General features: G+C 72.6%; 24 protein-coding genes. 17 read left to right on the top strand and 7 right to left on the bottom strand.

From position 1 onward, the window contains the following. Positions 1-40 precede the first annotated feature (40 nt). Positions 41-304 (bottom strand): hypothetical protein, encoded by a 264-nt coding sequence (locus ACFU0Y_RS08005; RefSeq protein WP_380213944.1) that lies wholly within the window; start codon positions 302-304, stop codon positions 41-43. 168 nt (positions 305-472) lie between these two features. On the opposite strand from ACFU0Y_RS08005, the gene purD reads away from it, so the two are divergent. Beyond that, the gene (gene purD / locus ACFU0Y_RS08010) at positions 473-1,795 is read left to right on the top strand and encodes a phosphoribosylamine--glycine ligase (RefSeq protein WP_380213945.1); all 1,323 of its coding nucleotides are present in this window, start codon (positions 473-475) and stop codon (positions 1,793-1,795) included. Continuing rightward, complete coding sequence (locus ACFU0Y_RS08015) at positions 1,792-2,772, top strand: phosphoribosylaminoimidazolesuccinocarboxamide synthase (protein ID WP_380213946.1); 981 nt, start codon at positions 1,792-1,794, stop codon at positions 2,770-2,772. The genes purD and ACFU0Y_RS08015 overlap by 4 nt, the downstream gene beginning before the upstream one ends. 21 nt (positions 2,773-2,793) lie before the next feature. Here ACFU0Y_RS08015 and ACFU0Y_RS08020 read toward each other — a convergent pair whose 3' ends face one another. The 3 genes from ACFU0Y_RS08020 to ACFU0Y_RS08030 form a co-directional block, all read right to left on the bottom strand. Beyond that, positions 2,794-3,135 carry an MGMT family protein gene (locus ACFU0Y_RS08020; protein ID WP_380213947.1) on the bottom strand — a complete coding sequence of 114 codons (342 nt, stop codon included), beginning with the start codon at positions 3,133-3,135 and terminating at the stop codon, positions 2,794-2,796. A gap of 16 nt (positions 3,136-3,151) precedes the next feature. Continuing rightward, a complete protein-coding gene (locus tag ACFU0Y_RS08025; protein WP_380213948.1) occupies positions 3,152-4,294 on the bottom strand; it encodes a sensor histidine kinase in 1,143 nt (380 codons plus the stop codon). A gap of 111 nt (positions 4,295-4,405) precedes the next feature. Beyond that, entirely contained in the window at positions 4,406-4,537 is a 132-nt protein-coding gene (locus ACFU0Y_RS08030) for a hypothetical protein (protein WP_380213949.1), read from the bottom strand. Between the two features lie 240 nt (positions 4,538-4,777). Between ACFU0Y_RS08030 and ACFU0Y_RS08035 the strand changes: the two genes are divergently transcribed. Beyond that, positions 4,778-5,437 (top strand): response regulator, encoded by a 660-nt coding sequence (locus ACFU0Y_RS08035; RefSeq protein WP_380213950.1) that lies wholly within the window; start codon positions 4,778-4,780, stop codon positions 5,435-5,437. Between the two features lie 397 nt (positions 5,438-5,834). Here ACFU0Y_RS08035 and ACFU0Y_RS08040 read toward each other — a convergent pair whose 3' ends face one another. Both ACFU0Y_RS08040 and ACFU0Y_RS08045 read right to left on the bottom strand, forming a co-directional pair. Then, positions 5,835-6,554 carry a FadR/GntR family transcriptional regulator gene (locus ACFU0Y_RS08040; RefSeq protein ID WP_380213966.1) on the bottom strand — a complete coding sequence of 240 codons (720 nt, stop codon included), beginning with the start codon at positions 6,552-6,554 and terminating at the stop codon, positions 5,835-5,837. A gap of 147 nt (positions 6,555-6,701) precedes the next feature. Continuing rightward, positions 6,702-8,486: an L-lactate permease gene (locus ACFU0Y_RS08045; RefSeq protein WP_380213951.1), complete on the bottom strand. Its 1,785-nt coding sequence runs from the start codon at positions 8,484-8,486 to the stop codon at positions 6,702-6,704. Between the two features lie 269 nt (positions 8,487-8,755). Here ACFU0Y_RS08045 and ACFU0Y_RS08050 point away from each other — a divergent pair, with 269 nt between their 5' ends. The 9 genes from ACFU0Y_RS08050 to ACFU0Y_RS08090 all read left to right on the top strand — a co-directional run bounded on the left by ACFU0Y_RS08050 (position 8,756) and on the right by ACFU0Y_RS08090 (position 17,341). Then, entirely contained in the window at positions 8,756-9,616 is an 861-nt protein-coding gene (locus ACFU0Y_RS08050) for a (Fe-S)-binding protein (RefSeq protein WP_380213952.1), read from the top strand. Beyond that, positions 9,613-11,316, top strand: coding sequence for a LutB/LldF family L-lactate oxidation iron-sulfur protein (locus tag ACFU0Y_RS08055; protein ID WP_380213953.1), 1,704 nt, complete (start codon positions 9,613-9,615; stop codon positions 11,314-11,316). The genes ACFU0Y_RS08050 and ACFU0Y_RS08055 overlap by 4 nt, the downstream gene beginning before the upstream one ends. Continuing rightward, entirely contained in the window at positions 11,313-11,954 is a 642-nt protein-coding gene (locus ACFU0Y_RS08060) for a lactate utilization protein C (protein ID WP_380213954.1), read from the top strand. The genes ACFU0Y_RS08055 and ACFU0Y_RS08060 overlap by 4 nt, the downstream gene beginning before the upstream one ends. A gap of 137 nt (positions 11,955-12,091) precedes the next feature. Further along, complete coding sequence (locus ACFU0Y_RS08065; protein ID WP_380213955.1) at positions 12,092-12,433, top strand: CHY zinc finger protein; 342 nt, start codon at positions 12,092-12,094, stop codon at positions 12,431-12,433. A gap of 62 nt (positions 12,434-12,495) precedes the next feature. Then, positions 12,496-13,254 (top strand): energy-coupling factor ABC transporter ATP-binding protein, encoded by a 759-nt coding sequence (locus ACFU0Y_RS08070; RefSeq protein ID WP_380213956.1) that lies wholly within the window; start codon positions 12,496-12,498, stop codon positions 13,252-13,254. Further along, positions 13,254-13,982, top strand: coding sequence for an energy-coupling factor transporter transmembrane component T family protein (locus ACFU0Y_RS08075; RefSeq protein WP_380213957.1), 729 nt, complete (start codon positions 13,254-13,256; stop codon positions 13,980-13,982). The genes ACFU0Y_RS08070 and ACFU0Y_RS08075 overlap by 1 nt, the downstream gene beginning before the upstream one ends. 33 nt (positions 13,983-14,015) lie before the next feature. Then, the gene (locus ACFU0Y_RS08080) at positions 14,016-14,630 is read left to right on the top strand and encodes a biotin transporter BioY (protein WP_380213958.1); all 615 of its coding nucleotides are present in this window, start codon (positions 14,016-14,018) and stop codon (positions 14,628-14,630) included. A 94-nt stretch (positions 14,631-14,724) separates the two neighbouring features. Beyond that, positions 14,725-16,194, top strand: a complete 1,470-nt coding sequence (locus ACFU0Y_RS08085) for a class I adenylate-forming enzyme family protein (protein ID WP_380213967.1) — start codon at positions 14,725-14,727, stop codon at positions 16,192-16,194. Continuing rightward, positions 16,175-17,341 carry a thiolase family protein gene (locus tag ACFU0Y_RS08090; protein ID WP_380213959.1) on the top strand — a complete coding sequence of 389 codons (1,167 nt, stop codon included), beginning with the start codon at positions 16,175-16,177 and terminating at the stop codon, positions 17,339-17,341. The genes ACFU0Y_RS08085 and ACFU0Y_RS08090 overlap by 20 nt, the downstream gene beginning before the upstream one ends. 113 nt (positions 17,342-17,454) lie before the next feature. Here ACFU0Y_RS08090 and ACFU0Y_RS08095 read toward each other — a convergent pair whose 3' ends face one another. Then, positions 17,455-17,670, bottom strand: coding sequence for a hypothetical protein (locus ACFU0Y_RS08095; protein WP_380213960.1), 216 nt, complete (start codon positions 17,668-17,670; stop codon positions 17,455-17,457). Positions 17,671-17,785: 115 nt separating this feature from the next. Between ACFU0Y_RS08095 and ACFU0Y_RS08100 the strand changes: the two genes are divergently transcribed. The 5 genes from ACFU0Y_RS08100 to ACFU0Y_RS08120 all read left to right on the top strand — a co-directional run bounded on the left by ACFU0Y_RS08100 (position 17,786) and on the right by ACFU0Y_RS08120 (position 22,304). Next, positions 17,786-18,343: a CGNR zinc finger domain-containing protein gene (locus ACFU0Y_RS08100; protein ID WP_380213961.1), complete on the top strand. Its 558-nt coding sequence runs from the start codon at positions 17,786-17,788 to the stop codon at positions 18,341-18,343. A gap of 116 nt (positions 18,344-18,459) precedes the next feature. Further along, positions 18,460-19,659 (top strand): glycoside hydrolase family 26 protein, encoded by a 1,200-nt coding sequence (locus ACFU0Y_RS08105; RefSeq protein WP_380213962.1) that lies wholly within the window; start codon positions 18,460-18,462, stop codon positions 19,657-19,659. A gap of 40 nt (positions 19,660-19,699) precedes the next feature. Beyond that, positions 19,700-20,902, top strand: a complete 1,203-nt coding sequence (locus tag ACFU0Y_RS08110; protein ID WP_380213963.1) for a glycosyltransferase — start codon at positions 19,700-19,702, stop codon at positions 20,900-20,902. A 254-nt stretch (positions 20,903-21,156) separates the two neighbouring features. Next, on the top strand, positions 21,157-21,852 hold the full coding sequence (locus tag ACFU0Y_RS08115; protein WP_380213964.1) for a prepilin peptidase: 696 nt from the start codon (positions 21,157-21,159) through the stop codon (positions 21,850-21,852). A gap of 242 nt (positions 21,853-22,094) precedes the next feature. Beyond that, entirely contained in the window at positions 22,095-22,304 is a 210-nt protein-coding gene (locus ACFU0Y_RS08120) for a Flp family type IVb pilin (protein WP_380213965.1), read from the top strand. The last annotated feature ends 41 nt before the right edge of the window (positions 22,305-22,345 follow it).

The raw sequence follows: 22,345 nt of genomic DNA on the forward strand, positions 1-22,345 counted from the left end.
CCCCCGGGACGGGGGTGCCGGGCGCCGCGACGGCGTCGGTTCAGTTGCCGGTCTCGGCCTCGCCGGTGTCCCCCTCGGGGACCGTGCCGTCGGCGCCGGTGTCCTCCTCGCCCATGCCGGTGCCGCCGGGGGGCGCTGTCGTCGTGCCCTCCTCCATCGGTTCTGTCGTCGTGCCCTCCGCCGGCGCGGTCGTGCCGGCGGGGGCCTCCGGGGTCTCCTCGGTCTCGGTGTTGTCGCAGCCGGCCAGGAACAGGCCCAGGACGGCGGCGGCGGAAGCTGCGGTGACTCGTCTCGATGCGCTCATGCCTCCACGGTAGGCACCGTGACCGCCGCCACGTGGGCGGATGTCCGTCCATGTCGCCGCCCGGCAACGATTCGAAGGAACTGCTCAGGTGGCTTACCTAGGCTGGACCGTTGGGCCGGGAGCGGAGGCGATGTGCCAGTTCCCGCCGCCGCGAACTAGCCTGATGGCGTGAAGGTTCTGGTACTGGGCCCCGGAGGCCGCGAACACGCAATCATCCGTGCACTGCTGACCGATCCCGAGGTCGAGCAGGTGCACTGCGCGCCGGGCAACGCCGGCATCGCCCAGCTCGTCCCGGTGCACGCCGTGGACGCCGACGACCCGGCCGCGGTCACCGCGCTGGCGCGCGAGCTGGGGGTGGACCTCGTCGTCGTCGGCCCCGAGGCCCCGCTGGTGGCCGGCGTCGCCGACGCCCTGCGCGAGGCCGGCCTGCTCGTCTTCGGCCCCTCGCGGGCCGCGGCCCGGCTCGAGGGCTCCAAGGCGTTCGCGAAGGAGGTCATGGCCTCCGCCGGGGTGCCCACCGCCATGGCGCGGGTCGCCACCACGGTGGAGGAGGCGGCCGACGCCCTCGACACCTTCGGCGCCCCCTACGTGGTCAAGGACGACGGGCTCGCCGCCGGCAAGGGCGTGGTCGTCACCGCCGACCGCGCGGCCGCGCTCGAGCACGCCGCCGCGTGCTTCGCCGCGGGCGGGAGCGTGGTGGTCGAGGAGTTCCTCGACGGGCCCGAGGTGTCCTTGTTCGTGCTCACCGACGGCTCCCGCGTGATCCCGCTGAGCCCCGCCCAGGACTTCAAGCGGATCCACGACGACGACGAGGGCCCCAACACCGGCGGGATGGGCGCCTACACGCCGCTGCCGTGGCTGCCGCAGGGCTTCGTGGACGAGGTCGTGGAGCGCGTGGCCCGTCCCACGGTCGACGAGATGCGCCGCCGGGGCACCCCGTTCGTGGGCGTGCTGTACTGCGGGCTGGCCGTGACGAGCCGCGGCCTGCGCGTCATCGAGTTCAACGCCCGCTTCGGGGACCCCGAGACCCAGGCCGTGCTCGCCCGGCTCACCACCCCGCTCGGGCGGCTGCTGCGCGACGCCGCCGCCGGGCGCCTCGACGAGGCCGAGCGGCTGCGCTGGCGGCCCGAGACGGCCGTGGCCGTGGTCGTCGCCGCGCAGGACTACCCGGACAGCCCCCGGAGGGGCGATCCGATCGGCGGGCTCGAGGACGCCGAGGCGCTCGAGGGCGTGCACGTGGTCCACGCCGGCACCGCGGTGGCCGCGGAGGGGGAGCACGCCGGGCGGATCGTCTCCGCCGGTGGGCGGGTGCTCGCCGTCGTGGGCCTCGGGGCGGACCTCGACGACGCGCGGGAGCGCGCCTACCGGGGCGTGGAGCACGTGGCGCTCGAGGGCTCGCAGCACCGCACCGACATCGCGCTGAAGGCCGCCCGGGGCCTGGTCACCGTCCCCGGCGCCTCCGATCCCCGTCCCCGTCAGGAGCAGGCATGAGCGAGCAGGGCACCGTCAGCACCCCTCCCGAGATCCCGGGGTGGAGGCACATCTACTCGGGCAAGGTCCGGGAGCTCTACGTCCCGGACGGGTCGCGGCTGCGCGCCACGGGCGTGGCCATCTACGACGACGCCGAGTACCGGGCCGGGTCGGTGCTGGTGCTCGCCTCGGACCGGATCAGCGCCTTCGACGAGATCCTCCCCACGGAGATCCCGGACAAGGGCACGATCCTCACGCAGCTGTCCCTGTGGTGGTTCGAGCAGCTCGCGGGCGTGCCCAACCACGTGCTCTCGACCGACGTGCCCGAGTCCGTGCGCGGGCGGGCCCTCGTCTGCAAGAACCTGTCGATGTTCCCCGTCGAGTGCATCGCCCGCGGCTACCTGACGGGCTCCGGGCTCAAGGACTACCGCGAGACCGGAGAGGTCTGCGGGATCGAGCTGCCGCCGGGGCTCGTGGACGGCTCCCGGCTCGCCGAGCCGATCTTCACCCCCACCGGCAAGGCGGAGGTGGGGGAGCACGACCTGCCCATCACCTTCCAGGAGATGGCCGACGGCGTCGGCCACGCGGTGGCGGACCGGCTGCGCGAGCTGACCCTGGAGATCTACACCGCCGCGGAGCGGATCGCCCGCGAGCGCGGGATCATCGTGGCGGACACCAAGGTGGAGTTCGGCCTCGACTCCTACCGCGGCGCCATCACCCTCGGGGACGAGGTGCTCACCCCCGACTCGTCCCGCTTCTGGGACGCCGGGACCTACGCGCCGGGGCGGGCCCAGCCCTCGTTCGACAAGCAGTACGTGCGGGACTGGCTGCGTTCGGACGAGTCCGGCTGGAACGGGACCGGACCCGTGCCCCCGCTGCCGGAGCAGGTGGTGGAGCGCACGCGCGCCCGCTACGTCGAGGCCTTCGAGCGGCTCACCGGCCGGACCTTCGACCCGGAGGGCGGCTTCTTCGAGGTGGCGGGCCCGCTCGAGTACTGACGGCGGGCGCGCCGGGCGGCGTCAGGCGCCGGAGGAGCCGGGCGTCCACAGGGCACGGTCCATGTCCACGCGCACGAGGTGGCGGTCGTCCTCCCGCAGGGGCGTGCCCTCCTCGCGGTACCGGTCCCGGGCCTCGGCCTGCAGGTGGTCGGCGAGGGTGCCCTGCACGGTGACCACGCGCCACCACGGGAGGTCCTCACCGGTGGGATTGCGCGCCATGACCGTGCCCACCACGCGGGGGGAGCGGCACTCGGCCAGCTCCGCGACGTCCCGGTAGGACAGCACGCGGCCCGGCGGGATGGTGGCCACGACGTCCGCCACGCGCCGCGCCAGACCCGGGTCCGGCCGGTCCCGGCGGGTCACCGGTCGTCCGGAGGGATCACAGGGCGTCCCGGCCGTCCACCGGCAGGCACACGTCGAGGACCCACTGGCCGTCCGCGGAGCCGCTCTCCGCACGGCCGCCCAGCAGCGAGACGCGCTCGGCGATGCCCCGCAGACCGAGCCCCGAGGACATCTCCGAGGACGAGCCGCCCGTGCGCTGGGCGCTGCGCGCCAGGGGGTTGGCCACGCGCAGGCGCAGCTCCTGGTCGTCCGCAGCGACCTCGATCCGGCAGCGGGAGCCGGCCGGGGCGTACTTGATGATGTTGGTGACCGCCTCCTGCAGGATCCGGGCGGCCGTGCCGCGCACCGTGGTGGGCGTGGCCTCGAGGTCGCCCGTGATGACGACCTCGGGCTCGAAGCGGAGGTCCTGCAGGCTCGCGGCGAGGGACGTGACCACGTGCTCGAGGCTGCCGATGGACAGACCGGCCCCCGTGACGTCCCGGGGGTGCTCCCCCTCGTTCTCGTTGCGCAGCAGCCGCAGCAGCACCCGCAGCTCGTGCAGGGCCGAGCGGGCGGCGCCCTCCACGGTCTCGAGGACCTGGTGCAGCTCGCCGACGTCCCCGGAGCGGCGCCGGCTCATGGTCTGCATGGTGATGAGGGTGAGCTCGTGGGCCACGACGTCGTGCAGATCGCGCGCCAGCGCCTGCCGCTCGTCCTCCCGGAGCCGAACGTTGAGGATCTCGAGGTCCCGGACCCGCTGCTCGCCTTTGCGTCGCTGTCCCTGGAAGTACCGCAGAGTGACCCCTGCGAGGAAAGAGACGAAAAGGAAGGTGAACAGGTTCCAGAAGACGATCCCTCCGAGCTCGTCTCCGCGTGAGATTGCCGCCGCGACGATCCACAGGAAACAGATCAGCAGGTGGAGCGCGGAGAAGCGACGCGTCGCGGTGGCGACAACTGCCGCCGTGACCACGGCAACGGCGATGGCCGCCGATCCGTAGTCGCGCACCAGGAGGGAGGTGATCAGGCATGAGATCAGAGCCATGGAAGCCCAAGTGGGACGCCACGCCACCAGGGCGATCACTGCGTATGAGAGGACGCTGTCGGCCAGGAACAGGACGTCGAGTTGCGACGACGGGTCGACGTCGCGCACAATCACCCGCACCTCGTCCAACATCAGGAAGAGCGCATAGAGGACCAGCACCACGGACAACCACCGGGCTACGGGCTCGGCATGCAGGAACGGTGTTCTTCGGATCGTATGCGGTCGGCGTTTGATGAGGGAGGTTACAACGGGCACAAAGGTAGTACTACCTCATCGGCAGATCGCCGGGAACCAGCTGCACACGACGTAGCGCGGCGCGGCACTTGCCGGCGCGACCGGAACGGCGACCAGAGCGGTGGCAACGAGGCCTGCGGCGAGGGCGCTGGTGAACTTCTTCTTCATGGGGGGCTCCTTGGATCACGAGAGCAGCACCGGATCGGGGGGGGCGGCCGGGGTGGGGGAGAGATCTCCCGGTCGCAGGGGGGTGTGCTGCCCTGGTGCTTTCCATTTTGCCAACGTGAACTGAACGAACCTAGCGACCTTTGTCCAGACCATTTGTGACTTTTGTCGAATATGACGTGTTGCACTTTGGGGGACATCGAAAAATAGACTGTGCCAGTGACTGAATGCAGAGTGCTTGTCGTGGACGACCAGCCGTTGATGCTGGAGGCCTTAAAGTCCTTCTTCTCCGCCGAGCCCGGGTTCGAGGTGATCGGGACGGCGTCCAACGGGCGCGAGGCCGTCGACCGATGTCTGGCCATCGACCCGGACGTGGTGCTGATGGACATGAAGATGCCCGTGATGGACGGGATCGAGGCCACCCGGGAGATCACCTCGCGCAGCCCCCGGTCCAAGGTGCTGGCCCTCACGACCTTCTCCACGCTGGAGTTCGTGGTGCCGGCCCTGCGTGCCGGCGCAGCCGGCTACCTGGTCAAGGACGCCCGGCCGGACGAGATCATCACGGCCGTGCACCAGGTGCTCGACAACGAGATCGCCCTCTCCCCGGCGATCGCCCGCGCGCTCGCGGACAACGTCATCTCCGTCCCGGACCAGCAGCAGCCGGCGCGCTCGGCGGACAGCGGTCTGCGCTCCCTGCTCACCGACCGCGAGATGGAGACCGTGACGCTCCTGGCGCAGGGTCTGAGCAACCGGGAGATCGCCGCGCAGATGCACGTCTCCGAGGGCAGCGTGAAGGCCTATCTGGGGCGGGTCTGTGAGAAGTTCGGCGTCCGGGACCGGGTGCAGGCGCTCATCAAGGCGTACCAGAGCGGGCTCGTGGATCCGCAGCTGCGGGATCTCTGAGCAGCGCGGCACTCCTCGCGCCGCGGATCAGGACGGAAGTCCACTCCAGGTGTAGACGAAAGTGCATTCATCTGCATTAGCAAACACGGCAGAATCAGTGGTGCGAGCAGAGAAGAAGAAGTCGGTGGATGAGTGAGAGACATCCCCACGGCGCACGGCCCGACCCCCCCTGTGGCCGAGCCCGGACCGGATGGTCCACCGACCTGCTCACGGTAGGGGGCCGCCCCGGAACAGTCCCCCCTCGACCGGGATGTGGCCGCGCAAGGACTGGATCACCTTGCACCCCCTCGGCCGACGGCCCCCTACCGTGCAACACCTGCCCCGCAGACCTGAACGACGAGAGCGGCCCCACCGGAATCGGTGGGGCCGCTCTCGTGCGTGCCGGGGGTGGGACCGGTCAGCGCTGCGGCGCACGGTCCTCCCGGGCGGCGGCGCTGTGGCCGAAGAACCAGGTGATGTGCTCCCGCAGCGCGGTGGCGGCGTCCTCGCCCCGGCGCTCCTGGAAGGCGAGCAGGATCTTCCGGTGCTGCTCCTGCAGGGTGCGGCGCACCTGCGGCCAGTCCTCGAGACCGGCCACGGTCTCCTGCACGTAGCCGATGGTGGCCTGGCGCAGCGAGGCCATGATCGTCTCGACCACCACGTTGCCGGCCAGCGAGGCCAGCAGGATGTGGAACTGCGCGTCGTGGGCGTGGAAGCGCTCGTCCGGCAGGTCCGGGTCCTCCATGGCGGCCACGAGCTCCGCCGCGTGCTCGAGCACGGCCGCCCGCCCCGGCGTCTCCGCGGCGGCGGCCGCCTCGCGGGCGGACTGGGTCTCGAGCAGCAGCCGGGTCTGCACGAGGTCCCGCACCGGCAGCGAGCGGTTGGCCACGTGCATCCGCAGCGCCCACCCGAGCGCCGCCGAGGGCTCCGCGATGACGATGGCGCCCGCGTTCGGCCCTGACCCGGTCGAGGAGCGGACCAGACCCATGGCGTCGAGGATCCGGATGGCCTCGCGGACCGAGGCGCGCGAGATGCCGAACTCCTCGGCCAGGTGGCGCTCCCCGGGCAGCTTGTCGCCCACCGAGACCTCGCCCGAGCGCAGGCGCTCCTCGAGCCAGTCGAGGACGACGGTGTACATGCGTGCAGCTGCGGGCACGGGGAGCTCCTCGTGGGACGGGCGGGACGCGGACCAGTCTAGGCAGGTGCGGGGCCGGGCCGATCCGCCGCGACGACCCCTCACCGGGGCCAGGGGTCGTCGTGCGCGGCGGCGGCGTGGTGCACCGGATCAGATCCGGCTGTGCTCCGGGGCCACCGCGTCCCGGCGCGTCAGCCGGCGGGCGATGACGGCCAGCCCGGCGACGAGCAGGACGAGCATGAGGGTGCCCAGGTTCAGGCCCACACCGTGGATGAACAGGTACGCGACCGCGCCGCCCGCGAGGCAGTAGTAGGTGGTCACGATGACGGTCTTGCGCAGCAGGTCGCCCTCCCGGCCCAGCAGGCCCACGGTGGCGGAGGCCGCCACGATGTTGTGGATGGCGATCGGGTTGCCGCCGGCCCCGCCCACGGCCTGGGCCGAGACCACGAGCTCGGGCGGCACGCCGATCTGGGCGCCCGTGGAGAACTGGAACTGGGAGAAGGTCAGGTTGGACACGGTGTTCGAGCCGGCCACGAAGGCGCCCAGCGCGCCGATCCACGGGGCGATCAGCGGCCAGGAGCCGCCCGAGATCGCGGCGGCGCCCTCGGCGAGGGTGACCGGCATGCTGGAGAGCCCCGAGTCGTTGAGGGCCGGACCGGACTGGATGAGCACGCGCACCAGCGGCACGGCGAAGAGCAGCGCGGCGGCGGTGCCCGCCAGCTGGCGGCCCGAGACCGAGAGCGTCTCCGCGATCTGCCGTCCGTTCATCCGGTGGACGGCGTAGGCGAACAGCGAGGCGAGGATCAGCACGAACCCGGGCAGGTAGAACGGCTGCACGGTGGTGGTGATCCCGGTGCCCAGGATGTCCTCGACGGGGATCGCGAGACCGGTCAGGAACTCCTTGAGCGGGGCGATGACGCGGCTGGCCACCAGCAGGCCCGCCATCACGGCGTAGGGGGCCCAGGCGCGGGCCACGCTCATGTGCGTGGACACGTCCGTGGCCTCGGCCGGCTCGAGGGTGCCCATCCAGCGGTCGGACCACGAGGAGCGCGGCCCGAAGTCGAAGGTGTCCCTCGGCATGAGGAAGCCGCGGCTGGAGGTGAACATCACCAGGGCCAGGCCGATGAGCCCGCCGAACATCGAGGGGAACTCGGGGCCGAGGAAGCGGGCCACCAGCACGTAGGGGACGGTCATGGCCAGCGAGGCGTACACGGCGAAGGGCCACACGGCGAGCCCGTCGCGGAAGCGCCGCTCGGGGCCGAAGAAGCCGGTGAGCAGGGTGACGAGGAGCAGCGGGATGAGGATGCCCACGATGCCGTGCATGGCCGCCGTGTAGAAGCCGATCGAGTTGATGAACTCCGGCATGGTCAGACCGAGGACGCTGACGCGCTCGGCGACCGCGGGGTCCCCGCCCAGGCCGTTGGCCACGCCCACGAGGATGGGGGTGCCGACCGCCCCGAAGCTCACCGGCGTGGACTGCACGATCAGCCCCACCATGACGGCGGCCATCGCGGGGAAGCCCATGGCCAGCAGCAGCGGGGCCACGACCGCGGCGGTGGTGCCGAAGCCGGAGACGCCCTCGATGAACGAGCCGAAGAGCCAGCCGATGATGATGGCCTGCACGCGCCGGTCCGCGGAGATGGAGTTGAAGCCGGCGCGGATGGTGGCCATGGCCCCGCCCACGGTGAGGGTGGAGAGCAGCAGCAGGGCGGCGAAGACGATGTACAGCATCGTGGCGGCCACGATCAGGCCCTCGAGGGTGGCGGCCAGGACGCCGGCGAAGCTCATCTGCCACACGAGCAGGGCCACCACGACGGCGACGACGTAGCCCACCGGCATCGCGAACTTCGCCGGCCAGCGGAACCCGGCCAGGAGCACGCCCACCACGAGCAGGGGCAGCAGAGCCAGGAGGCTCAGAACAGCGAGATTGTCCACGGAGAGTTCCTTTCTGGGCCCCTCGGAGGGGCAGGGCGAGGACGGGGGACGAGCGCGTGCGGTGCGGTCGGACAGCAGGGCGGCACTATGGTCGGACCACAATGGTCTGACCACAAAGCGTACATGACGCAGATCACACCCCCAAGCCCTTGGCCGTCATGACTCGCACCTCCACGGTCTCCGTTGTGTGGCACGTCTCACTCCTCTACTATGGTCAGACCACAGAGGGTGGTCCGTCGTCGCCCCGCCGTCCCGTTCCCGGAGGTCCTATGAGAATCGCCCTGTTCGCCACATGCATCGTGGACGCGATGTATCCGCGGGTCGCCCTGGCCACGGTGCGGCTGCTCGAGCGGCTCGGCCACGAGGTGGTGTTCCCGCCGGGTCAGGGGTGCTGCTCCCAGATGCACGTCAACAGCGGCTACTTCGACGACGCCCTGCCCGTGGTCCGCAACCACGTGCAGGCCTTCTCCGCCGCGGACTACGACGTGGCCGTGGCACCCTCGGGCTCCTGCGTGGCCTCCCTAGGCCACCAGCAGCCGATGATCGCCCGTGCCGGCGGCGACGAGGAGCTGGCCGAGCGGGCCGCGGCCGTCGCCGCGACCACCTACGAGCTCTCGCAGCTGCTGGTCGACGTGCTCGGCGTGACGGACGCGGCCGCGCAGCTGGGGTCCTGGTTCCCGCACCGGGTGACCTATCACCCGTCCTGCCACGGGATGCGGCTGCTGCGCCTGGGTGACCGGCAGAAGGACCTGGTCGCCTCGGTCGGGGACATCGACCTCGTGGACCTGCCCGACGCCGAGGAGTGCTGCGGGTTCGGCGGGACCTTCTCCTTCAAGAACCCGGACGTCTCCGCCGCGATGGCCGAGGAGAAGATCGGCAACATCGAGGCCACCGGCGCCGAGCTGTGCACCGGGGGGGACGCCTCCTGCCTCATGCACCTGGGCGGGGCCATGAGTCGCCGGGGCACGGGGGCGGCCACCGTGCACTTCGCCGAGATCCTCGCCTCCACCCGCGAGAACCCGCTCGAGGTCTCCGGGCCGGTCGAGCTGTCCATCCCGGGCCCGGGGGCGCGCCGCACGGCGCCGTCGTCGGTCCCCGCCGCGTCCGTCACCGAAGGAGGTGCGCGATGAGCCGCACCGCCCTGGGCATGCCCGCCCTCCGCCCCGTCCACGGCCAGGGGAACCTGCACGCGCGCACCGCGTTCCCCGCCGCCGCGAAGGCGGAGATGGGCAACACGCAGATGCGCGCCAACATCCGCCACGCCACCCACACCATCCGCGGCAAGCGCGCCGCGGTGACCGGCGAGCTGCCCGACTGGGAGGAGCTGCGCTCGGCCGGCTCCGCGATCAAGGAGCAGGTCATGGCGCACCTGCCGGAGCTGCTCGAGGAGTTCGAGGCCAACGTCACCACCCGCGGCGGCACGGTGCACTGGGCGCGGGACGCGGCCGAGGCCAACCGGATCGTCACCGAGCTGGTGCAGGCCACCGGGTCGAAGGACGTCATCAAGATCAAGTCCATGGCCACCCAGGAGATCGGCCTCGAGGCCCACCTCGAGGAGCATGGGATCACGGCCACCGAGACGGACCTGGCCGAGCTGATCGTGCAGCTGGGGCGCGACAAGCCGTCCCACATCCTGGTCCCGGCGATCCACAAGAACCGGCACGAGATCCGCGACATCTTCCTCGCCGAGATGGCCGAGACCGACGAGACGCTCACCTCCGAGCCGCGGGACCTCGCCGAGGCCGCCCGCACCCACCTGCGGGAGAAGTTCCTCTCCACCTCCGTGGCGGTCTCCGGGGCGAACTTCGGCGTGGCCGAGACCGGAACGCTCACCGTGGTGGAGTCCGAGGGCAACGGCCGCATGTGCCTGACCCTGCCCGAGACGCTGATCACCGTGATGGGCATCGAGAAGATCGTGCCCACCTTCGAGGACCTCGAGGTGTTCCTGCAGCTGCTCCCGCGCTCCTCCACCGGGGAGCGGATGAACCCCTACACCTCGATGTGGACCGGCGTGACACCGGGGGACGGCCCGCAGGACGTGCACGTGGTCCTCCTGGACAACGGCCGCACCGCGGTGCTCGACGACCCCGCCGGGCGCTCGGCGCTGCACTGCATCCGCTGCTCGGCGTGCCTGAACGTCTGCCCCGTCTACGAGCAGGCCGGCGGTCACGCCTACGGCTCCACCTACCCGGGGCCCATCGGGGCGATCCTCTCCCCGCAGCTGACCGGCATCACCTCCGAGCAGAACGCCTCCCTGCCCTACGCCTCGTCGCTGTGCGGGGCCTGCTACGACGTGTGCCCGGTGAAGATCAACATCCCCGAGATCCTCGTGCACCTGCGCGACGAGGACGTGCGCACCCGGCACGGCGAGCGCTCCGACGACGGCGCCGCCGCGGCACCGGCCCGGACCCGGCGCCTGCCGCAGGCCCCGTCCGAGATGGACCTCATGATGAAGGGGGCGTCCTTCGTGATGTCCTCCGGCACGCGCATGGCGCTCGCCGAGAAGGCCCTGCCGCTGGGCCGGGCCGTCGCCGGCAAGGACCGGGCGATCAGCTGGCTGCCCGGCGCGGCCGGTGGCTGGACCGACGAGCGGGACATCCCCGCCCCGCCGAAGGAGTCCTTCCGGAACTGGTGGGCCCAGCACGCCGGGGAGAGCCGGGAACGGGTGGCCGCCGACGGCGGCCCCGCGCCCGGCGGCACTGCCGGCACGGCTGCCGCCGCTGCCGCCGGTGACGCCGGACGTCCCCCGGACGGGGCCCTGGACGGGGCCAAGGGCGAGACCCGGGACGGGACCCGGGGCGAGGACCGCACCGACGGGGGAGAGCGATGAGCGACGCCAAGACCGAGATCCTGGCCCGCATCCGCGGCGCCCTGCACGACCTGCCCGCGCCCGCCCCGGCCGAGCGCTCCTACCGGCGCACCTCGGACCGGCCGCGCGAGGAGGTCGTCGAGATGCTCGTGGACCGGCTGGTCGACTACAAAGCCTCGGTGCACCGGGAGACTCCCGCGTCCCTCCCGGGCCGGATCGCCGACCTGCTGGGCGCCTCCGCCCGCTACGTGGTGCCCGAGGGCCTGGACCGCTCCTGGCTGCCCGAGGAGTCCGGCATGCGGCGGGCCATCGTGGACCCCAACGACGCCCGGGCCGCCTCCGCCCTCGGCGTCCGGGAGCTCAACGCGGTGGACGCGGTGGTCACCGCCTCGACCGTCTCCTGCGCCGAGACCGGCACGATCTTCCTCACGGGACGCGCCGACGAGGGCCGCCGGGCGATCAGCCTGGTCCCCGACCACCACATCTGCGTGGTGGCGCTGGACTCGGTGGTCGAGCTGATCCCCGAGGCCCTGGCCCAGGTGGAGCCCACGGCCCCGGTCACGATGATCTCCGGCCCCTCCGCGACCTCGGACATCGAGCTCGAGCGCGTGGAGGGCGTCCACGGGCCCCGGCGGCTGGACGTCGTCCTGCTGGGCTGAGGCACCGGGGCCCTGCCGCCCGGTGGTTCCGTGCGCCCGCCGCCCGCTCCGTACAGTGGACGTGGTCAGAAGATGCAGCCACGGCGCCCGGGCCCTCCGCGAAGGGCCCGGGCCCGCGCGTCGCGGAAGGAACGGCGATGGAACGGGTTCTCGGGCGTCCGGTCGACGAGCAGACGCGCTGCGTGCACTACCGGACGGCACTGGATGTGATCGCGATCAAGTTCCGGTGCTGCCGGGAGTACTACCCTTGTCATCTGTGCCACCAGGAGACCGCCGGCCACCCGGCGGCGCAGTGGCCGGTCGAGGAGTACGACACCGAGGCCGTGCTGTGCGGCGTCTGCGGCCACGAGCTCTCCGTCCGCGAGTACCTGGCGGTGGAGGGCTGTCCGCGGTGCGCGGCACGGTTCAACCCGGGCTGCGCCCTGCACGCCGACCTGTACTTCGAGCCGGCCTTCCCGGACCGGGACGGCCCGGTCTGAGGCGACGCGTCCCGCGGCGGCCGCCGGCCGGTGAGCACGACGAGGAGAGGAGGGCGTCCGAGGTGTCGATCAAGCACGCGCTGCGGGACCGGTTCGTCCGGGCGGAGCCGGCCGCCCCGCCGTCGTCCCCGGGCGCGCAGCGCCCGGGCATCCGGCTGACGGGCGTCGACGTCACCCGGGACGGCCACGACGTCCTGCGGGACGTGGACCTGGTCCTGGACGAGCACCGCATCGCGGTCATCGGGCTCAACGGCTCGGGCAAGTCCACCCTGGTGCGCCTGCTCAACGGGCTGCTGCTGCCCACCCGGGGCACGGTCGAGGTGGGCGGGCTGTCCACCGCGAAGGACGCCAAGCTCGTCCGGCGGCAGGTGGGCTTCGTCTTCCAGAACCCGGAGAACCAGATCGTGATGCCGCTCGTGGCCGAGGACCTCGCCTTCGGGGCCAAGAACCTGGGCCTGCGCGGGGCCGAGCTCACCGCGCGGGTGGACGAGGTCCTGGAGCGGCTGGGCATCGCCCACCTGCGCGAACGGGAGTCCTACGCCCTGTCCGGGGGCGAGAAGCAGCTGGTGGCCCTGGCCTCGGTGCTGGTCATGGAACCGGCCACGATCGTCTTCGACGAGCCGACCACCATGCTGGACCGGCGCAACCGGCGCCGGCTGCAGACCACCATCGACCACCTGGACCAGCGGGCGGTCGTGGTGACCCACGACCTCGAGCTGATCGGCGACTACCAGCGCGTCCTCGTGGTGCACGAGGGGCGGATCGCCTTCGACGGCGCCCCTGGGCCCGCGGTGGAGTTCTACTGCGGGATCAGCGACTGATGGGCGCGGCCCGGAGCCAGGACGCCCGCAGCGGCGCGGATCGGCACGAGGCCGCCCGAGCGCGGGGCGGTGGAGCGCACGGTGGTGGAGCGCCGGGCGGTGGAGCGCACGGCGCCGGGCCCACCGGGGTGCTGGCCCGGATCCCGGCCGCCTACAAGTTCGCGTTCCTGTTCGCGGCCAGCCTCGGGATCTACGCCGTGACGCACCTGGGTCTCCAGGTCGCCGTCTTCGCCGGGGCCGTGGCCGCCGCGCTGCTCACCCGCACCCCGGTGGCCCGGCTGGCGCGGATGCTGGCGGGCCTGGCGATCGTCGTGGGGATCGTCTTCCTCACCCTGGGTCTCACCACCACCTGGGAGGCCGCGGGGGTCTCGGCGCTGCGGCTGCTGAGCCTGTGCCTGTTCGCCTGGGCCGTGAGCCTGTCCACCACCTTCGGCGAGATGCTGGCCCTGTTCGAGCGGCTGCTCGCCCCCACCCGGCACCTCGGGCTGAACCCCGCCCAGATGAGCCTGGCCCTGTCCATGACGATCCGCTTCATCCCGCAGATCCGCACCCAGTACCTCGAGGTGCGGGAGGCGCAGTTCGCCCGCGGGCTGCACAACAGCCCCGTGGCCGTGCTGGTGCCCCTGCTCGTGCGCACCCTCGAGTCGGCCCAGGAGATCGCCGCCGCCCTCGACGCCCGGTGCTACGATTCCGCGGCACCACCGCGGCGCACCACCCCACCCGCCTGAGAAGCCCCTCACCCCACCCACCAGAAGGACCCCATGGCCACCACGACCTCCCGGACCGCCGACAGCTCGCAGACCACCCAGAACACCGTTCTCGTGGCCGTGTTCGCCGCCCTCATCGCCGCCCTCGGGCTGGTCCCGCCGATCACGGTGGGGATCATCCCGGTGCCCATCACCCTGCAGACCCTCGGGGTGATGCTCGCCGGAGCGCTGCTGGGGCCGGTGCGCGGCATGCTCTCCGTCGTCGTCCTGCACGCCCTGGTGCTGGCCGGGCTGCCCCTGCTCGCCGGGGGACGGGGCGGGCTCGGGGTGTTCCTGGGCCCGACCGGCGGCTACCTGGTCGGCTGGATCCCCGCCGCCCTGGTCATCGGGGCGCTCGTGCAGTACTGGGCGCTGCGGCGCACCGGCCGGACGGCCCGCTTCGCCGCGGTCCTGCTGAGCGTGGTCCTGGGCGGCATCCTGGTGATCTACGCCTTCGGCGTCCCGTGGACGGCCGTGGTCACCGGTCTGCCGCTGTCCACCTCCGCCCTGGGCTCCCTCGTCTTCATCCCGGGGGACCTGCTCAAGGCGGTGGTGGCCACGCTGGCCGCGATCAACGTGCACCGCAGCTACCGCCGTCTCCTGGGCGGAGTGCGGACCACCGCCCGCTGACCGCCGGGGAAGCAGCACCCGCCGGTCACCGCGGCACCGTGCGCACCGACCGGTGCCGCACCTCCAGCGCGGCACCACCACCGAGGACGAGGACATGCCCTTCCTGGACCGTCTGACCCGCTGGGCCGAGGAGCGCCCGCAGGAGTCCGCCGTGCTCTGCGGCACGGACCGGCTGAGCTGGGGCGATGTGCACTCCGCGGCCGCCGCCCTGGCCGCCTCGGGCGAGCCCACGGGGATCCTCCGGCAGACCAACGGCGTCGACTTCGCCGTCCGGTGGGCCGCGGGGGTGGCCGAGGAGCGCATGTGCGCCGTCCTGGACCCCTCCTGGCCGGAGGACACGGCGGAGCAGGTGCGGCACCGCTGCGCGGCGGCGCTCGCCGCCGACCCGGCCCCGGCGCGGCTGCGCGACGGCGACCCCGCCTCGTGCTTCCTGATCGGGCTGACCTCGGGCACCACGGCTGTGCCCAAGGGCTTCCGCCGCAGCCGCGCGTCCTGGCGGCGCTCGTTCGAGCTCTCCACCGCGCACTTCGGGCTCGGACCGGAGGACCGCGTGCTGGCCCCCGGGCCGCTGGCCGTGAGCCTGAACCTGTACACGCTGTCCGAGTGCCTGTACGCGGGGGCCGCGTTCGTGACGCTGCCGGTCTTCGACGTCGCCGCCGCCCACGCCGCCATCTCCGCCCACGGCGTCACCCGCCTGGTGCTCGTGCCCACGATGCTGCGGGTCCTGGCCGAGCGCGGTCTGGCCGCCGGCGCCGACGCCGGCGGGGTCACCGCGATCGTGTGCGCCGGGCAGAACCTGGACCCCGCCACGCTGAGGGCGGCCCGCCGCTGGGCCCCGCGCGCCGCGATCTGGGAGTACTACGGCGCCGCGGAGCTCGGCTTCGTGGCCGCCCGCTGCCACCAGCCGGGCGGAACCGCCGAGCGGTCCGGAGGGAAGCTCGTCGACCCGGCCGCCGAGACGGCCACCGGGGAGGACGCCGGGAAGATCGCCGGGGAATGCGGCACCGCGGTGGGCAGCCCGTTCCCGGGCGTGGAGGTGGCCGTCCTCGACGCCGCGGGCCGTCCCGTGCCGGAGGGCGTGACCGGCACCATCGGCGTCCGCTCGGAGCTGGTCTGCGACGGCTATCTGTGGGGCGAGGACGGCCGGGCTCTCGGCCGGCTCGGCGACCGGCACACCGTGCGGGACCAGGGCTTCCTGCGCGGCGGGCAGCTGCACGTGCTGGGGAGGGCGGCGGAGATGATCAACACCGGCGGGCACAACGTCTATCCGCACGAGGTCGAGGCGGCCCTGGCCGGGGTGCCGGGAGTGGCCGACGTCGTCGTCGCCGGTCTGCCCGACGGGGTCCGTGGTCAGCGGATCGTGGCCGGGATCGTGCCCGCAGCCGACCGGCCGGACCGTGCGCGGATCCGCGCCGACCTGGCGCACCGGCTGGCCCCCGCCAAGCGCCCGCAGCAGTACTGGGAGCTCACGGAGCTGCCGCTCACCGCCGCCGGCAAGCTCGGCCGCTCGGTGTTCCGCGACTGGATCCTCGAAGGAGACCCCCGTGCCCGTCCGCTCCGCTGACGCCCCCGTGCTGGTACTGGGCCGCCGCACCCCCCTGGCCCGCGGCGGGACCCTGCTCGACGGCGTGCCCGTCCACCGGCTGCTGGCCCCCGTGCTCCGCGCCGTGCTCGCGGACGCGGGCCTGGACCCGGCCTCCCTCGCGGACGTGGTGGTCGGCAACGCGGTGGGCGCCGGCGGCAACCTGGCCCGGCTCGCCGCGCTGGAGGCCGGTCTGCCGCTGTCCGTGCCGGGTCTGACCGTGGACCGGCAGTGCGGCTCGGGCCTGGACGCCGTGGTGCTGGCCTGCCGGCTCGCCCAGGCCGGCGCCGGCCGGGCCTTCCTCGCCGGCGGCGCGGAGAGCATCAGCACCGCCCCCCTGCGCGGACGACGACGGGAGGACGGTGCGGTCGAGTTCTACCACCGCGCCCGGTTCGCCCCGGAACACCTGGGCGATCCCGACATGGGGGAGGCCGCCGAGACCGTGGCCCGCGAGCACGGCATCGGCCGGGAGCGGCAGGACGCCTACGCCCTGCGCAGCCACCGGCGGGCCCTCGCGGCGGCGGAGGAGGGGCGGTTCGCGGACGAGCTGGTGCCGGTGGCCGGACCGCGCGGGGAGGTGCGGGCCGACAACGGGCCGCGCCGCACGCTGAGCGCGGGACTGCTCGCGCGCTTCCCGCCCGTCTTCGAGGCCGGCGGGACCGTCACGGCCGGCACCTCCTGCGGCGACGCGGACGGGGCCGCCGCCGTCCTCGTCACGGACGCCGGTTCGGCCCGGGAGCTGGACGTCGCGCACGGACTGGCCTTCCGCGGCGCGGCCACGGTGGGGGTGGACCCGGCGCGGCTGGGCCTCGGCGCCGCGGTGGCCGCCCGGCAGCTGCTGGCCGAGCAGGGCGTGGCGGTGCAGGAGCTGGCCGCCGTCGAGTTCAACGAGGCCTTCGCCGGTCAGGTGCTGGCCTGCACGGACCTGCTCGGACTCGACGAGGAGGTGCTCAACGCCGAGGGCGGCGCCCTGGCCCTCGGCCACGCCTACGGCGCCTCCGGGGCGGTGTCCGTGGTGCGCCTGCTCGCCCGCTCGCGCGCGCTGCCGCCCGGGAGTCCGGTGCTGGCGATGATCAGCTCCGCCGGGGGCATCGGCACGGCGGCCCTGTTCGAGAACGTCGCGCTCTGACCGACGCATGCGGCTCGGGCCCACGCCGAGCGGTGCATCCGGCACCGGGCCCGGACCGGCCCGGAGCCCGGCGCGGGGAGGACGGCCGGTGGCCCCGGCCGTCCCCGCGAGACTCAGCGCGTGCGCTGCGCCGTCGGACGCCGCGCCTCGTCCAGGGCCGGATAGGACGGACCGTGCTTCCCGAGCACGCTCACGCCGCGCCGCACGTTGTAGTACACGTCCCGCAGCGTCCAGCTGCGCAGGTCCGTGCGCTCCCGCCGCGGGACGGACTGCCGGCCCACGGTGGCGAACACGAGGACCAGCGCCAGGAGGTAGAGTCCGCCGACCATGACACACTCGCTTCTCGCGACCATCGTCGCGTAAGGGTCTAAACTGATGATGACACTCACGCTAGCCGTGGAAGGGATAAGTAGTCAAGTGCATTTTGCCTATGACACTGAAGATGTGCTCGAGTCCGACGTGGCGCTGATGAACACCGCGCCGGGGGCCTCCCGGTCCGGGGAGGACGAGCTCGTCACCACCGGGCAGCTGCGCGAGCTCCTCCGGGCGCACGGCTGGTCGGGCCGCTTCGACCGCGACGAGCACGAGCTGGCCGAGGTCCGCGAGGTCCGCGGCGAGCTCCGGCGGGTCTGGGCCCTGGACCGCGACGCCATGGTGGAGGCCGTCAATGCCGTGCTCGACACCACCGAGATCGCCCCGCACCTGGCCCGGCACGACGGGAAGGACTGGCACCTGCACGCCTCGCCCTCGGATGCCCCGCTGGCCGCCCGTCTGCGGCTGGAGACGGCGTTCGCCCTGGTGGACGTGATCCGCGCGGACGAGACCGAGCGGCTGCGCGAGTGCGGGGCCGAGGACTGCGACGGCGTGCTCCTGGACCTCTCCCGCAACCGCTCCAAGCGCTTCTGCAGCCAGCGCTGCGCCAACCGCACCAACATGACCGCCTACCGCCGCCGCCAGGCCGGCGACGCCGACGACCGCCCGGACGAGGGTGCCGGGACCTGAGCCGGCCGGCCGGCCGGCCGGTGCGGCGGGCGGAGCGTCGTCGTCGTTCGTCACGGACCGCGCCGCCGGACGCCCAGTTCCATGATTTTCGATCGAACGCTTCCTAAGCTGACGGGGTGAAGGAATCCTCGCTCGTCGCCGTCGTGTTCGTCGCCGCCCTCGCCCTGGGCGGCGGCACCCTCGCGGCCCAGATCTCCGCCCAGTCCGACGAGGAGGTCCAGGCCGCGCCGCTGCCCTCGTGCACCGTCCTCGACCGGTCCGAGCTGGTCCCCGAAACCGGCGCCCTCTACGGCGTGAACCTCGACTGGCAGGACAAGCCGCTGGCCGACTACACCGAGCGGCTGGGTCACCGGCCGGCCGTGTCCGTGTCCTTCACGGGGTTCCCCTACGACGAGCGCGGGCACGACTACCTGCGGATGGCGGCCGACCAGATCCGGTCCGACGGCCAGATGATGCTGCTGACCCTCGAGCCCGAGGGCGGGCTCGCCGAGGTCACCGACGACGCGGTCCAGGAGCTGGTCGCCGATCTCGCCGCGATCAACGACTCCGGGGTGCCGGTCGTGGTGCGCTTCGCCCACGAGATGAACGGCTCCTGGTACGCCTGGGGGCAGCAGCCCACCGCCTACGTGGAGGCCTATCGCCGCGTGGCGGCCGCGGTGCACGAGCAGGCCCCCGGCTCGGCGATGATGTGGGCGCCGAACTACGGGGGCGGTTATCCGTTCACCGGCGGGCAGCACGAGGCCGAGCCCGGCACCGCCGACTTCGCGGCCCTCGACACCGACGGGGACGGCGCGCTGACCATGGCCGACGACGCGTACGCCCCCTACTACCCGGGCGACGACGCCGTGGACTGGGTGGGCATGTCCCTCTACCACTGGGGCCACCAGCACCCCTGGGGGGAGAACGAGCTGCCCGAGCCCGGCAAGTTCGCCGCCCAGCTCACCGGCAGCTACGCCGGCGCCGGCGGCGACGACCGCGCCGTCCCCGACTTCTACGCCGAGTACGGGGAGCGGCGCGGCAAGCCCGTGGCCATCCCGGAGACGGCCGCCCTGTACAACCCGGCGGGCGGCGGTGCCGAGGAGCTGGCCATCAAGCAGGCGTGGTGGAGCCAGGTGTTCGACGAGTCGATGCCGGAGGACTTCCCGCAGCTGAAGATGATCAGCTGGTTCGAGTGGGACAAGCACGAGGTCGAGATCGACGGAACGGTGGACTGGACGACCACCAACACCGACGCCGTCCGGGACGCCTTCACGGCCGACCTGCCGGACTGGCTGCGCTGGGGCCCGGAGGAGGCCTGCACCGCGCCCGGTTCCTGACCCTCCTGCGGTCGGAGCGCGGCAGGAGCACACTGGGTCCATGAGGATGATGCTGCTGACCGCGGGCACCCGCGGTGACGTGGAGCCGTTCGCCGCCCTGGCCCGGTACGCCGCCGACCGCGGGCACGAGGTCCGGCTGGGCGTGCCCGAGAACCCGGGGGTGGACCTGTCCGGACTCGACACCGTAGGCCTGGAGGTGGACTTCCGCCGCCTGGTCGCCGAGCACGGGATCTCCCCGTGGACGGCCGTGCGGCACTTCCGCACCGAGGTGGGCCCCGGCATGCGCCGGATGCTGGCCGCCGCCGTGCGGGAGACGCTCGCCTTCGAACCGGACGTCGTGGTCCACCACGCCAAGGTGCTCACCGCCCCGGCAGTGGCGCAGGCGCTGGGCGTCCCGCACGTGGCGGTCGAGGCGGTCCCCGTACTCACGCCCACCCGGCACTTCCCGGCGCCCGGGGTGGTGAACCGGGACCTCGGCCGGTTCAACCGCGCCACCTACGCGGTGGCAGGAGCCGCCGAGCGGATGTTCCGCCGGGACATCGAGCGGGCGTGCGCCCCGCTGCCCGGAGGCCGGCCGGACTCCGTTCCCACTCCCGCCGCCACCCTGCTGCCCATCAGCCCGCAGCTGCTGCCGCGCCCGGACGACTGGCCGAACTCGGTGCACCTCACCGGGTCCTGGCACATCGGCGCCCCGGTGCCGGAGCCCGATCCCGCCGTGCGCGAGTTCCTCCGGGGCGGGTCCTACCTCGTGGCGACCTTCGGTTCCATGGCCTCCGGGGACCCGCTGGCCCGGGGGAGGGCGGTGGTGGAGAGCGCTCGTGCGCACGGGCTGCGGACGCTGCTGCTCACCGGCTGGGGCGGCCTCGCCCTGCCGGACGAGCTCCGGAGTGATTCCCACGGCGACGACGTGCTCGCCGTGCCGTCCCTGCCGCTCGACGCGGTGCTGCCCGGAGCCGCGGTGGCCGTCCACCACGGCGGGGCCGGGACCGTGCACGCCGTGGCCCGGGCCGGCGTTCCGCACGTGGTGGTGCCGTTCCTCGCCGACCAGCCGTTCTGGGGCCGGCAGCTCCACGGGCTCGGCCTCGGGTCCGCACCGATTCCGCAGAAGAAGCTCACGGCCGAGCGGCTCACCGCGGCGATCGACGACGCCCTCGGATGCCGTGCCACCGCCGAGCAGGTGGGGCGGGAGATCCGGACGGAGCAGGGCCTGCAGACGGCGCTGTCCGTGCTCGAGAGCGTGTGACTCCGGAGACGTGCCGAATACTCCTGCAATTCCCGTAGTTGCAGGGGCGCCTTTTCTGTTTTCGGGAAGTTCGTTCTGCCGCACGACATCCCTGGAAATATCCAGTGTTTCTCTGCGAATCGCCTATTGACGTGCGTGAACACTGGAAGGACCGTGCCGTCGGTTAGCCTCTTCCCCGTATGGACCCCCTCAACGGGGGTCGATTGGTCACCGGGGTGTCAGCTGAAACGCCCACATGTTGGAGGGGCGCTCGCGTGGACTGGACATTCGGAGCAGCGCCGTTCTGGATGGCTGCGGTAGCAGGCTCCCTCGGTGCTCTGGTGGGGTGGTTCCTGCCCCGTCTCGTGCTGCGCTACAGCCCGGCCGGTGACGAGCCGATGCCGGCTCCCTCCCGCCCCGTGCTGGCGGTCGCCACCGCGACCCTCTTCGTCCTGGTCGCCGCGTTCTTCGGGCTCAGCTGGCAGATCCCGGCATACCTCTTCTTCGCCGCCGTGGCCGTGGTGCTCACGGTGATCGACCTGCGCCACCACCTCCTGCCCAACGCCGTCGTGCTGCCGGCTTTGGGCATCGGCTTCCTGCTGCTCACGCTGGCCGCCGCGGGGGAGAACGCCTGGGGGGCGCTGCTGCGCGCCGTGCTGGGCGCCCTCGTCCTGTTCGGTCTCTACCTGGTGCTGGCGCTCATCTCCCCGGCCGGACTCGGCATGGGCGACGTGAAGCTCGCCGCCGTGCTGGGGCTGTTCCTCGGTTTCCAGGGCTGGGGCACGCTCTTCGTCGGGGCGGTGCTGGCGTCCGTGATCGGCGCGGTGGCGGGATTGGCCGTGCTGGCGTCCCGCCGCGGGGGGATGCGCAGCGACGTCCCGTTCGGCCCCTCGATGCTGGCCGGCGCCCTCGCGGCGGTCGCCTGGGGAGAGCTGCTGGCACGGGAGTACCTGCTGCCCGGCCTGTACTGACGCCGTTCGGGGGACAAGCGCGCCACAACCTTGGTCCATGCAGATGAATGCAGTTCTGACCAGGCATTACGTCGCTGTTTGACGTCCCCCAAAGTGCATGCACTTGAATGCTTGTGACTTTGCTGGAGCAAAGTCTATTCTTCGTACAGGTCAGTAGCCCGGTACGGGGAGAAGCCGCGAGGCATATACCGACAGAGCTGACGACCCTTTCCTGACACCCCCCATTATCAAAGGATCCTGCCATGCTGCCTCTGCTCATCACCCTCCAGAACGTCTTCTTCGACGCTAAGGACCGACTCGTCCGCAACGAAAAGGGCGCGACCGCCGTGGAGTACGGCCTGCTCGTCGGTCTCATCGCCGTGGCGATCATTGGCACTGTTGCCCTGCTGGGCCCCCAGCTCAACGGTCTTTTCGAGACGGTTAACACCAAGCTCAGCAAGCCTAACGGCTGATCTGAGTCTCCTTGCTTGTGATGCGCCGCGGCGCCCCGCAC

The sequence above is a fragment of the Kocuria sp. NPDC057446 genome (assembly GCF_042802875.1).
Taxonomy (GTDB): Bacteria; Actinomycetota; Actinomycetes; order Actinomycetales; family Micrococcaceae; genus Kocuria.

Coding starts and splice junctions, on each gene's coding strand:
- ACFU0Y_RS08005 (WP_380213944.1), bottom strand. CDS start 304: ATGAGCGCATCGAGACGAGTCACCGCAGCTTCCGCCGCCGCCGTCCTG.
- ACFU0Y_RS08015 (WP_380213946.1), top strand. CDS start 1,792: ATGAGCGAGCAGGGCACCGTCAGCACCCCTCCCGAGATCCCGGGGTGG.
- ACFU0Y_RS08030 (WP_380213949.1), bottom strand. CDS start 4,537: ATGAAGAAGAAGTTCACCAGCGCCCTCGCCGCAGGCCTCGTTGCCACC.
- ACFU0Y_RS08040 (WP_380213966.1), bottom strand. CDS start 6,554: ATGTACACCGTCGTCCTCGACTGGCTCGAGGAGCGCCTGCGCTCGGGC.
- ACFU0Y_RS08050 (WP_380213952.1), top strand. CDS start 8,756: ATGAGAATCGCCCTGTTCGCCACATGCATCGTGGACGCGATGTATCCG.
- ACFU0Y_RS08055 (WP_380213953.1), top strand. CDS start 9,613: ATGAGCCGCACCGCCCTGGGCATGCCCGCCCTCCGCCCCGTCCACGGC.
- ACFU0Y_RS08060 (WP_380213954.1), top strand. CDS start 11,313: ATGAGCGACGCCAAGACCGAGATCCTGGCCCGCATCCGCGGCGCCCTG.
- ACFU0Y_RS08065 (WP_380213955.1), top strand. CDS start 12,092: ATGGAACGGGTTCTCGGGCGTCCGGTCGACGAGCAGACGCGCTGCGTG.
- ACFU0Y_RS08075 (WP_380213957.1), top strand. CDS start 13,254: ATGGGCGCGGCCCGGAGCCAGGACGCCCGCAGCGGCGCGGATCGGCAC.
- ACFU0Y_RS08080 (WP_380213958.1), top strand. CDS start 14,016: ATGGCCACCACGACCTCCCGGACCGCCGACAGCTCGCAGACCACCCAG.
- ACFU0Y_RS08085 (WP_380213967.1), top strand. CDS start 14,725: ATGCCCTTCCTGGACCGTCTGACCCGCTGGGCCGAGGAGCGCCCGCAG.
- ACFU0Y_RS08095 (WP_380213960.1), bottom strand. CDS start 17,670: ATGGTCGGCGGACTCTACCTCCTGGCGCTGGTCCTCGTGTTCGCCACC.
- ACFU0Y_RS08110 (WP_380213963.1), top strand. CDS start 19,700: ATGAGGATGATGCTGCTGACCGCGGGCACCCGCGGTGACGTGGAGCCG.
- ACFU0Y_RS08120 (WP_380213965.1), top strand. CDS start 22,095: ATGCTGCCTCTGCTCATCACCCTCCAGAACGTCTTCTTCGACGCTAAG.